Origin of the sequence: Desulfococcus sp. (assembly GCF_050178255.1) — a bacterium.
Taxonomy (GTDB): Bacteria; Desulfobacterota; Desulfobacteria; order Desulfobacterales; family Desulfococcaceae; genus Desulfococcus; species Desulfococcus multivorans.
This window is the reverse complement of sequence record NZ_JBFXGG010000001.1, coordinates 112,693-122,812: the sequence shown is the minus strand read 5'-3', so window position 1 is coordinate 122,812 and position 10,120 is coordinate 112,693. Positions and strand designations below refer to the sequence as shown.

10 protein-coding genes are annotated in these 10,120 nt (G+C 57.9%); 7 read left to right on the top strand and 3 right to left on the bottom strand.

Going from position 1 to position 10,120, the window contains the following annotated elements; genetic code table 11:
• Nucleotides 1–124: 124 nt before the first annotated feature.
• The 4 genes from AB7S84_RS00535 (at nucleotide 125) to AB7S84_RS00520 (ending at nucleotide 4,927) form a co-directional block, all read left to right on the top strand.
• The gene (locus AB7S84_RS00535; protein WP_428152702.1) at nucleotides 125–1,165 is read left to right on the top strand and encodes a 3-oxoacyl-ACP synthase III; all 1,041 of its coding nucleotides are present in this window, start codon (nucleotides 125–127) and stop codon (nucleotides 1,163–1,165) included.
• A 24-nt stretch (nucleotides 1,166–1,189) separates the two neighbouring features.
• On the top strand, nucleotides 1,190–2,098 hold the full coding sequence (locus AB7S84_RS00530; RefSeq protein ID WP_020875141.1) for an alpha/beta fold hydrolase: 909 nt from the start codon (nucleotides 1,190–1,192) through the stop codon (nucleotides 2,096–2,098).
• 82 nt (nucleotides 2,099–2,180) lie between these two features.
• Nucleotides 2,181–3,920, top strand: a complete 1,740-nt coding sequence (locus AB7S84_RS00525) for a fatty acid CoA ligase family protein (RefSeq protein ID WP_020875142.1) — start codon at nucleotides 2,181–2,183, stop codon at nucleotides 3,918–3,920.
• The gene (locus AB7S84_RS00520) at nucleotides 3,905–4,927 is read left to right on the top strand and encodes an NAD-dependent epimerase/dehydratase family protein (protein WP_020875143.1); all 1,023 of its coding nucleotides are present in this window, start codon (nucleotides 3,905–3,907) and stop codon (nucleotides 4,925–4,927) included. Before AB7S84_RS00525 ends, AB7S84_RS00520 begins: the two co-directional genes overlap by 16 nt.
• Before the next feature lie 48 nt (nucleotides 4,928–4,975).
• Here the strand turns inward: AB7S84_RS00520 and AB7S84_RS00515 are convergent, their stop codons facing one another.
• Nucleotides 4,976–5,230, bottom strand: a complete 255-nt coding sequence (locus AB7S84_RS00515) for a hypothetical protein (protein ID WP_020875144.1) — start codon at nucleotides 5,228–5,230, stop codon at nucleotides 4,976–4,978.
• A gap of 328 nt (nucleotides 5,231–5,558) precedes the next feature.
• On the opposite strand from AB7S84_RS00515, the gene efpL reads away from it, so the two are divergent.
• Nucleotides 5,559–6,131: an elongation factor P-like protein EfpL gene (efpL, locus tag AB7S84_RS00510; RefSeq protein ID WP_020875145.1), complete on the top strand. Its 573-nt coding sequence runs from the start codon at nucleotides 5,559–5,561 to the stop codon at nucleotides 6,129–6,131.
• A gap of 100 nt (nucleotides 6,132–6,231) precedes the next feature.
• Here the strand turns inward: efpL and AB7S84_RS00505 are convergent, their stop codons facing one another.
• Nucleotides 6,232–6,432 carry a cold-shock protein gene (locus AB7S84_RS00505; protein ID WP_020875146.1) on the bottom strand — a complete coding sequence of 67 codons (201 nt, stop codon included), beginning with the start codon at nucleotides 6,430–6,432 and terminating at the stop codon, nucleotides 6,232–6,234.
• Between the two features lie 358 nt (nucleotides 6,433–6,790).
• On the opposite strand from AB7S84_RS00505, the gene AB7S84_RS00500 reads away from it, so the two are divergent.
• Both AB7S84_RS00500 and AB7S84_RS00495 read left to right on the top strand, forming a co-directional pair.
• Nucleotides 6,791–7,795: an ornithine cyclodeaminase family protein gene (locus AB7S84_RS00500; RefSeq protein ID WP_020875147.1), complete on the top strand. Its 1,005-nt coding sequence runs from the start codon at nucleotides 6,791–6,793 to the stop codon at nucleotides 7,793–7,795.
• 20 nt (nucleotides 7,796–7,815) lie between these two features.
• Nucleotides 7,816–8,574, top strand: coding sequence for an arginyltransferase (locus AB7S84_RS00495; protein ID WP_020875148.1), 759 nt, complete (start codon nucleotides 7,816–7,818; stop codon nucleotides 8,572–8,574).
• Here AB7S84_RS00495 and AB7S84_RS00490 read toward each other — a convergent pair.
• Nucleotides 8,541–9,920 (bottom strand): DEAD/DEAH box helicase, encoded by a 1,380-nt coding sequence (locus tag AB7S84_RS00490; protein WP_144016493.1) that lies wholly within the window; start codon nucleotides 9,918–9,920, stop codon nucleotides 8,541–8,543. The two genes, AB7S84_RS00495 and AB7S84_RS00490, sit on opposite strands and share 34 nt — an antisense overlap.
• Nucleotides 9,921–10,120 lie beyond the last annotated feature (200 nt).

Genomic DNA, 10,120 nt, shown 5'->3' with positions numbered 1-10,120 from the left:
GCTTACGAATTCCGAGACCCGCGGCGAACCACCATCAGGTTGCGGCAACGACGGATGAGGATTGACTCAGATATCGGACGGTTGACCGAATCGTCAATAGTTCATTCTGGAGAACGGCAGGGTTATGCAATTCAACAATGTTTACATCGATGCCTTTGGGTACGAACTGCCGCCGAACGTGGTGGCTTCACGGGACCTCGAAGAACGCCTTGCACCCCTTTACCGGCGCCTCCGTCTCAAAAGCGGACAACTCGAGGCCATTACCGGAATCTATGAGCGTCGATTCTGGGATCCAGGGTTCAAGGTCTCCGAAGGCGCCGCAGCAGCAGGTCGAAAAGTTCTCGACACCGCCTCGATCTCAACGGGTGATATCGGCATGCTGATTTTTGCCGGCGTCTGTCGGGACAACCTCGAACCGGCAACGGCCTGCGCGGTGGCCGATGCGCTGCAAATCCCATCCGAAGCCCAGGTTTACGATGTGTCCAACGCATGCCTTGGGGTCCTGAACGGCATGATCCATATCGCCAACGCCATCGAGTTGGGACATATCCGCGCAGGCCTTGTCGTCTCTTGCGAAACGGCTCGGGAAATCGTCGACATCACCATCAACCGCCTCCTCGAGATTCAGGACATGACCCTGTTCAAAGAGACCATTGCCACCTTGACCGGCGGATCGGGGGCGGTGGGAGTGGTCATGACCCATTCATCCCTTTCCCGCAGGGGGCATCGCCTCGTGGGAGGGGTCGCCCGGCATGCCGCCCGTTTTCACCGGCTCTGCCTGTGGGGTCCCGATGCCGGACGCGCCGTCCACGGCACGCCCGTCATGAAAACCGATTCCATAGGCGTTCTCAAAAACGGCGTCAACCTGGGCATCGAAACCTACCACGCATTTGCGGCGGAAATGAAATGGCCGGCGGATGCCCCGGACCGGATCATCTGCCACCAGGTCGGGGCGTCCCACCAGAAAACAATCCTCGAATCCATCGGCATCCCTCTGGAAAAGGATTTCGTAACGTTTCCGTTCCTGGGCAATATCGGAACGGTCTCTCTGCCCGTCACAGCCGCCATCGCCGCCGAACGAGGGGTTCTTCAAAAAGGCGACAGAGTCGGTTTTTTCGGCATAGGGAGCGGCCTGAACTGCATGATGCTCGGCATCGACTGGTAAGCTTATCCTGAAAGGAAGACGCGTATGCCCCCAAATAAATTCGACATGTCGGCGTTTCGCACCCTCTACCCGTTTCAATCTCATTTCCTCGACATCGACGGACTGAGCTATCATTATCTCGATGAAGGCCAAGGATCCGCGGTAGTCATGCTCCACGGCAACCCGACCTGGTCATTTTATTTTCGAGAAATGGTTCGAGCCCTGTCGCCGGATTTCCGGGTCATCGTGCCGGATCACATGGGATGCGGCCTCTCGGATGCCCCGTCTCCTCGCCGATACGACTACCGTCTCAGGAACCGGGTCGACGACCTCGAACGACTTCTGGATCATTTGAGCCTCGACAGCCCTCTGACGCTGATGGTACACGACTGGGGCGGCATGATCGGACTATGCTATGCCATCAGACATCCGGAGCGTATCGGGAAGTTGATCATCACCAATACCGCCGGGTTTTTCCCTCCCGGAAAAAAGCGCCTTCCCCTGAGACTCCGACTGATCAGAGACCTGCCGCTGTTGGCCGTCCCCGCCGTTCTGGGACTCAACATCTTTTCCCGGGCCGCCGTTTTCATGGCCCCCGGAAGCCGGCTGGACCGAGCCGTTCGCCTCGGACTCACGGCGCCCTATCATTCACCCGCACGTCGAATGGCCACCCTCAAGTTCGTTCAGGACATTCCCCTGTCGCCCGAAGACCCCAGCTATTCCATGGTTCGCCGCGTGGCGGATCATTTGCATGATCTCTCTCATCTTCCGACGCTCATCCTTTGGGGCCTCGCCGATTTCGTTTTCGACACTGATTACCTGGATGAGTGGCGCCGGCGCTTTCCCCGGGCAGAAGTCCATGCATTTTCAGACGGAGGCCACTATCTCCTGGAGGATAAAAGCCCGGCCGTCATCCCCCTCGTCAAAGATTTCTTGAAAAAACATTCTGATTGAGTTAATAATTACTCTTATTTTTATTTTGTCTCCCTCCAAACCCAATCACAGGTGGGCTCCAAAAGGTAACTAAAGGTAAATAATGGATACAATCGATCGGGTCGACGGACTTCCGGAAGAAGACGTAAATGGCAACAGAGGATACAGGGAACCCGACGCACCTCCAATTCAGGCGGATACGGATCGTCGGCCCCTCAATATCGCTTATCGTTTGAAGGAGTCGGCAGTCAAGTATCCGAACAAACGCGCTGTCGTCTATCCCGCAGGATGGGACGACAGCAACCGTGTCGCCTATACGCATTTGACGTTTACCCAGCTTGACAAAGAATCGGATTGTCTGGCCCACGGCCTTGAGCGGGTCGGTATCAGACGGGGCACCCGAACGCTCTTGATGGTCCCCCCCAGCCTCGATTTTTTTGCGTTGACCTTTGCCTTGTTCAAGATCGGCGCCGTCCCCGTCGTCGTGGATCCGGGCATGGGGGTCAAACGGATGATCCAGTGCATTCAGGAAAGCAAACCCGAAGGCTTCATCGGGATTGCCAAAGCGCATCTCCTGCGATGGCGGTATCCGGCATTCTTCCGCACCGTCACCACTTGGGTGAGCGTCGGGCGCCGGTGGTTTCCGGGCGCCTTCAACCTCAAGCAGGTCCACCAGCGTCCCTGGGTGCCCTACCAGCCCGCCGTCACCTATGCCGACGAGATTGCGGCCATTCTTTTCACCACCGGAGCCACCGGACCCGCCAAGGGCGTGATCTACACCCACGGCAACTTCGATGCACAGGTCCGCCATATCCAGAGCTACTTCGGCATCGGACCCGACGAGATCGATCTGCCCACTTTTCCCCTATTCTCCTTGTTCGACCCGGCTCTCGGCATGACCGCCGTCATCCCGGACATGGATCCCACCCGACCGGCAGAGGCCGATCCCGAAAAGATCGTCGATATTATCGAGGATCAGGGGATCACCAATATGTTCGGATCGCCGGCCCTGTTGAACCATGTAGGAGAGCACGGTCGCAGCGCCGGAATCACGCTGCCTTCTCTGAGGCGGGTTATCTCCGCCGGTGCTCCGGTAATGCCCGCCATAATCGAAAAATTTTCCGGAATGCTGCCCGAGGACGCGGAGATCTATACGCCCTACGGGGCCACGGAAGCCATGCCGGTCCTATGTCTGGGCGCCAAGGAAATTCTGAGCGCTACCCGCAAATTCAGCGAACAGGGATACGGCATCTGCGTCGGCCGTCCCGTAGGCGACATCACCGTCGGCATCATCCGCATTACCGACAATCCCATCGAACAGTGGTCCGATGACCTTCTTGTGGAAAAGGGCGAGATCGGCGAAATCGTCGTCAAAGGGGATGTGGTCACCCGCCGCTATTTCGAAAGGCCCCAGGAGGAGACGGCGGCGAAGATACCCGACGGCGACGCGTTCTGGCATCGTATGGGCGATGTCGGTTGGCAGGACAACAAGGATCGGGTCTGGTTCTGTGGTCGGAAAACCCATCGCGTCGTCACGGAAAACGGGCCGCTGTTCACCATTCCCTGCGAAGCCATCTTCAATCAGCATCCCGCCGTCTTCAGGAGCGCTCTGGTCGGCGTGGGCAGGGCGCCGCACCAAAAGCCCGTGATTTGCATCGAGTTGAACAAGAATGACAAGAATGTCAACAAGGATGCCCTGAAGCACGAGCTGCTCAATCTGGCGGCCAAACACCCCATGACCCAGGAGATTAAAACCATCCTGTTCCATGACGGTTTTCCGGTGGACATTCGTCACAACGCCAAGATCTACAGAGAACAGCTTGCGGCATGGGCAACAAAATAGCCGACGGCGACATCCTCGTTACCGGCGGGGGCGGATTTCTGGGCGGCGCCATCGTTCGGGAACTGGTTCAGCAGGGCGAAACCGTTCGGACCTTCTCCCGGGGACACTATACCGGCCTCGATGATCTCGGCGTTCGCCAGATCCGCGGAGACCTGACCGATCCCGAGGCGGTGGAACGCGCCTGCCGCGGCGTCGAGGTCGTCTTCCACACAGCGGCCAAACCCGGCGTCTGGGGGGATGGAAAGGTCTATTACAGCGCCAATGTGACGGGTACCGGGAACATCCTTCGAGCGTGCCGGAAAACCGGGGTCGCCCGGCTGATCCATACCAGCTCTCCCAGCGTCATCTTCGACGGCACCGATATGGAAGGCATCGATGAAACCGCACCCTACCCGACATATTACACCGCCCACTATCCCCGGACCAAGGCCCTGGCCGAGCAGGCAGTGGTCGCCGCCGCAGCGGAAGGACTTCCGGCCGTCGTTATCCGTCCGCACCTGATCTGGGGGCCGGGCGATCCCCACTTGACACCCCGGATCCTGAAAAGGGCCGCCCGTCTCAGAATTGTCGGAAACGGCCGGAACCGGGTCGACACTATTTACATCGACAACGCGGCAAAGGCCCACCTGCTCGCGGCTCAGGCCCTTCGAGATCGTCCCGAGATCTCCGGCCGCATCTATTTCGTCAGTCAGGACGATCCGATCCCCCTGTGGGACATGATCAACGCGATTCTCGCCGCCGCCGGGAAGCCGCCGGTGCGACGGACCATCTCCAAACGGCAGGCCGCTTTTGCCGGACATCTTATGGAATGGCTGTACCGTGCCTTCCGCCTCCCCGGCGAACCCCCCATGACGCAGTTTGTCGCCGAAGAATTGGCCACTGCCCATTGGTTCGACATCACCGCTGCGAAAAGAGATTTGGGGTACCGGCCGGAAATTTCCATAGCGGAAGGGCTGAAAAGGCTTGCCGATTCCCTGTCCCCCCTCCGGAAACAAGCGGTTCCTTAATCTCGGAATCTCCTCCGGAGCGACCTGCTGGTTCAAGCATCGAATGGTTCAGGGGCGTCTGTCCCCCAGAATCCATTTTTTCAGGGCCCGGGTAATCCAGCGGCCCAACGGCGCTGCGGCGACATACCCGATGACGGCGATCATGAAAAACAGCACCACTCCGCCGGCCGCCCCCAGGTCCTGAGGCCGAATCCGGGGAACCACAACCCATGCGGCGATGAGACCTGTGATAATCTGCCAGGTGTCCGGCAGGAAGAGCACATAAAAGAAGATGTAACCGAAACGCCATTGTCTTTTTCGCAAAACAACACCTCTTGATCGTCATGATTTGGAGACTGACTGGAGGTACCCTATAGCAGTTCCGGAAGTTTCATGCAATTCCACTTCGACGCCCGCTGAAATTGTCATCCCGCCGGCATTCCGAACGCCTCGTTCCCGATCTGCGAGAAGAGAACCCTTGCGAAGCCTCGTCAAAATGGGCTATAAATTCGCGATCAGCCGACGGGAAGCGTCGGTCGGTCGACCCGTTTCACCGAAGGAAGGCACTGAAACGGCATCTCCCTTGAATCGCCGCCGGAAAGCGCCGGTCGGCAAAACCGAAGCCATAAGATGAAACCCAGGAGACGACTCAATGATCAAGGCGAACACCCTGAAGAAGGGAAATATCGTGGATATCGGCGGCCAGCCCCATCAGGTCAAGGATATGGAAGTCCAAACCCCCTCGGCCCGGGGCAGCAACACGCTCTACAAGGTCCGGTTCACCAATGTGGTCACCGGACAGAAGCTGGATCAGACCTTCAAAGGTAACGACACCCTGGAAGAACTGGAGATGGAGCGCCGTCCCGTCAGCTTCATTTTTCGAAATCAGGACATGTATACCTTCATGGACAGCGAGAATTTCGAACAGTACACGCTGGGGGAAGCGAGCCTGGAGGGAAAGACGGAATGGCTCGTGGAAGGCCTGGAGGAGATCACGGCCCTGTTGTTGAACGGTCGCGTCATGGCCGTCGAACTGCCGGCATCCATCGACCTTGAGATCGTCGATACCGCTCCGGCCCTCAAAGGCGCTTCAGCCACCAACCGCAACAAGCCCGCGACCCTTTCAAACGGGATGACGGTTCTCGTTCCCGAATACCTCACCCCAGGAGAGATGATTCGGGTTAACACCGAAACCGGAAAGTTCATGTCCAGGGTCAAATCGTAATGCGGCTCGAACCGCATACCGTTAAGCCTGGCAGATCATTAAAAAGGGACATCCGCTGAAGCGGATGTCCCTTTTTTAAACTATGTATGCGGCCGGAGCGTTAAACGACCGTCACGTTCACGGCGGCAGGTCCTTTTTGGCCCTGCTCGATGTCAAAGGTGACCCTGTCGCCCTCATCAAGGGATTTGAAACCGCTTGCATTGATCCCTGAATGGTGAACAAATACATCCGGTCCGTTTTCCTGTTCGATGAATCCATAACCCTTGCTGCTGTTAAACCATTTTACAATTCCATCAGCCATCGTGGTAAATCCTCCATGTTAAAAAATTTTTTTCCGGGTTCCAAACTTCAGGCTACCACTTTGACAAATGGACCTTTCCTTTAGAACGAAACCGGCCCGTCAACCGCGACCGGGCCCTTACTAATGATCGTTATACTATCATATTCAAGGAAAAAATCAAGATTATTTTTAAAATATCGGAAATTTATTTCCAGCCGTAGAATTGCGTCACGCTAAAAAATTGACAGACGGCCGTCATTCCTTTACACAGATGGAAAGGGCGCCATTGAAGGGCCGAGTGTCCCCGGGTTTGAAAATGAAGCCGTACCGTTTGAAGAAAGAAAAACCGAAAAGCCGTACGCCGGGAAAGGAATCGAGAATGAAGGTGTTGATAGCGAATCGGGAGGAGACCACCAGACTGATGCCCATGGATGCCTGTATCGATAGCATGGAAGACGCCCTCAGGCTTCTCGACCAAGGCGACGCCGTTATGCCGTTGCGACAGATGCTCGCCCTGCCCGACAGCAAGAACATCCTGGCACTGATGCCCGCCCACCTTGGCGGCATCGGATCGGTAGGCGTGAAGGTGATCACCATCTTTCCGGGAAATCACGGCACGGAATACGACAGCCATCAGGGTGCCGTGCTGCTCTTTGACACCGAACACGGTCGTCTCCAGGCCATCGTGGACGGAACGGCCGTCACGGCGATCCGGACGGCCGCCGTCAGTGGGGCGGCCACCCGTCATCTCGCCCGCCCCGATGCGAGCGACCTCGCCATTATCGGCTCGGGCACTCAGGCCGGAACCCATCTGGAGGCCATGCTGACGGTCCGGGAGATCCGACGGATTCGCATTTTCAGCCGCTCGACAGCGAGAGCAGATGCCTTTGCCGCCACGGCGGAAAAAAAATTCGGACGAGCCGTCGAGGTGATAAAAACGGCGAAGGCCGCCGTTGAAGGCGCCGACATCATCTGTACCACCACCGCCGCTCACGCGCCTGTCGTCATGGGGGATTGGATTTCTCCAGGCGCCCATATCAATGCCGTCGGCGCCTATCAACCCCATACACGGGAACTGGATACGGCTGCCGTGGCAGGCGCCCGGCTCTATGTCGACCGCCTCGAGTCGGCTCTCCGGGAGGCCGGCGAATTCATCATTCCCAGAAACGAGGGCGTCATCGACACAAACCATATCATCGGTGAACTCGGAGCGTTGCTGTCGGGACGGATCCCCGGGAGACAATCCCCCAGAGACATCACGCTGTTCAAATCTCTCGGCATCGCCGTCGAGGACCTGGCTGCGGCCCGTCTCATCCTGGATCAGGCCCTTAAAAAGAACATCGGCACCTTTGTGGATTTCGGCGGCGGGGAATCGGCGGCATAACCGGAGGCCGGATCAGGCATATGGCAAACCCCACGACAGTTTCAGGTCCGAAGGACCGCCAACTCTGCCGCATGACGGAGACCCGGCGGACGTGTTCCTATCTTCCCGAAAAATTCGCCGCACTGGAATACCGCCTCATCGCAGGTGCGACATCCGAAACCTGTGGACGGCTTGTGGCCCGGGGATGGCGTCGGTTCGGCATCTCCTTCTTTCGCCCCGCATGCGAAGACTGTACTGAATGCCGCAGCCTTCGTGTCGTCGTGGACCGATTTCGACCCTCCAAAAGTCAGCGTCGTTGTATAGCCCGAAACCTGAAAGTCGGAGCAGTTCTCAAACAACCCGGGATCAGCCGCGAACACGTACAACTCTACAATGCGTATCACGAGGACATGCATCATCGCCGCGGATGGCCTTACCGCCCCATAGAGACTCGGGAATATTTCGAATCCTTTGTCATGGGCGCCGGCGACTTCGGGCATGAGATCGCATATTACAAGGATACGCGTCTCGTCGGCATCGGGCTGGTGGACATCCTCCCCGGGGGAATTTCCAGCGTTTACTTCTATCATGACCCCGCCTGGCGACACTGCGGACCGGGTACTTTTTCGATTCTCCGGGAAATCCAATTGGCGAAAACGATGGGTATTCCCCACCTGTATCTCGGTTACTGCATCCGGGGGAACCCATCCATGAGCTACAAATCCCGGTTTGTCCCTCATGAAATTCTCGATCCCCGAACGAAGGGTCACCCATCTCCGTCCTGGCGCCCTCCCGCATAAACCCGCTGCCGGGCGAGCGCCGCCGCTGCAAGCGGTCCCACCGCCGAATCCACATAGTCATAGACACGAGCCCTGGTTTTGCCCGGCGCCGGCCGTAAAACACGGCCCAGGTATTGGAGAAGGCGCCCGCTGAACCTGACAGGAGTGGCGATGAATAAGGTTGCAAGATCCCTGCAGTCGAATCCCTCGCCCACCAGTTGACCGGTGGCCACCAGCACCCGGACCTCGCCGGCTCCAATGCCCTCGAGCACCGCCTTTCGCTGCCGAGGCGGAACATCCCCGGTCAGGAGCGCCGCTTCGATTTTATACCGATACCGCAGCAGCGACTGGAGGACCTCGCAGTGCCGTTTCCGATCCGAGAGCACCAGACAAACCCCCTGCCCCTTCAGGGCTTCCGCCGCCACATCCGCCGCGATGAGGTGATTCCGTCTGTCGTCTGCGGTAAGTTCGGACAGCATCTTCGCATATTCGCGGACCGGATCGTGATAGGGCGAGAAAGCGGTCTCCCGGACCACCACGTCGGCCGCCAGGATGTGGCCGCCTGCCACCAGATCTTCTTTTTCGATGACGTGGTGGACATCGCCAAGATACCAGAAGATCAGCTTGGAGAGCTTGTCCCGCCGCCAGGGAGTCGCCGTAAGCCCCAGCATGAAACGCGCATCGAAGGCGGAGACCGCATCCGTGAAGGTGCGGCTGGGGGTTCGATGGCACTCGTCTACGATAAGGAATCCCGTGTTCGGCGAAACCTCACGGCAGCACTTGCAGAGGGACTGGATCAGCGCCACGGTTACCGGCCTGCCCATCTGTTTTTTTCCCGCACCGATAAGCCCGATGTCGTTTTCGGCCACATCCAGAAACCGTTTGATGCGCTCGATCCACTGAAAAGCGAGTTCCCGGTTGTGCACCACCACCAGCGACGGCTGCCGCCGCCGGGCCATCATATAGAGGGCGATAACGGTCTTCCCGCTGCCCGTCGGGGCCGAAAGAACCCCGAACTCCTTTTTCAGCATCCGCTCCGCGGCCTCTTGCTGAAAAGGTTTGAGGACTCCGTTGAATACCAGCGCCGTTTCTCCAAATGAGCGCCGTCGGTCATCGATCTCACAGGGCACTCCCGCCCGTCGACACATCAGAAGGAGCTGGCGGACAAACCCCCGCGGGACGACGAGGTCGCCCCGGCGGGTTTTCTCATAGGCTCTCACGTACTTGGGCGTATCGCCGTTCCACCGGCCCATCCGTTCGTTTTCCGCCCACCGGGGGTTGAGAAAATTGAGTCGGCGCTTGATCTCGCCTTCGACGTCCTCCGGCACGTTCGACAGGATCAATTGATTGGCAATCAATATGTTCATGCTGACATTCTCTTCTTCCATCTCAACTTTCATAGGCCGGTGCTTTCCGGTCAACATCATGAAAATCGAAAGTTGAATTCCATGTTGAAAGCCCCGCTCTGCTTTCCAGGGAAGATCCGGTGGGTCCCGCTGAAAGTTCGGGATCAGGGCTTGCGAATCCCGTGGAATGCGGTGTGATTGAACAATAAGCCGCAGGAACG

Excerpts from the sequence above, each read along its gene's own strand:
- AB7S84_RS00535 (WP_428152702.1), top strand. The coding sequence starts at position 125 with ATGCAATTCAACAATGTTTACATCGATGCCTTTGGGTACGAACTGCCG.
- AB7S84_RS00530 (WP_020875141.1), top strand. The coding sequence starts at position 1,190 with ATGCCCCCAAATAAATTCGACATGTCGGCGTTTCGCACCCTCTACCCG.
- AB7S84_RS00500 (WP_020875147.1), top strand. The coding sequence starts at position 6,791 with ATGAAGGTGTTGATAGCGAATCGGGAGGAGACCACCAGACTGATGCCC.
- AB7S84_RS00495 (WP_020875148.1), top strand. The coding sequence starts at position 7,816 with ATGGCAAACCCCACGACAGTTTCAGGTCCGAAGGACCGCCAACTCTGC.
- AB7S84_RS00505 (WP_020875146.1), bottom strand. The coding sequence starts at position 6,432 with ATGGCTGATGGAATTGTAAAATGGTTTAACAGCAGCAAGGGTTATGGA.
- efpL (WP_020875145.1), top strand. The coding sequence starts at position 5,559 with ATGATCAAGGCGAACACCCTGAAGAAGGGAAATATCGTGGATATCGGC.
- AB7S84_RS00525 (WP_020875142.1), top strand. The coding sequence starts at position 2,181 with ATGGATACAATCGATCGGGTCGACGGACTTCCGGAAGAAGACGTAAAT.
- AB7S84_RS00520 (WP_020875143.1), top strand. The coding sequence starts at position 3,905 with ATGGGCAACAAAATAGCCGACGGCGACATCCTCGTTACCGGCGGGGGC.
- AB7S84_RS00490 (WP_144016493.1), bottom strand. The coding sequence starts at position 9,920 with ATGAACATATTGATTGCCAATCAATTGATCCTGTCGAACGTGCCGGAG.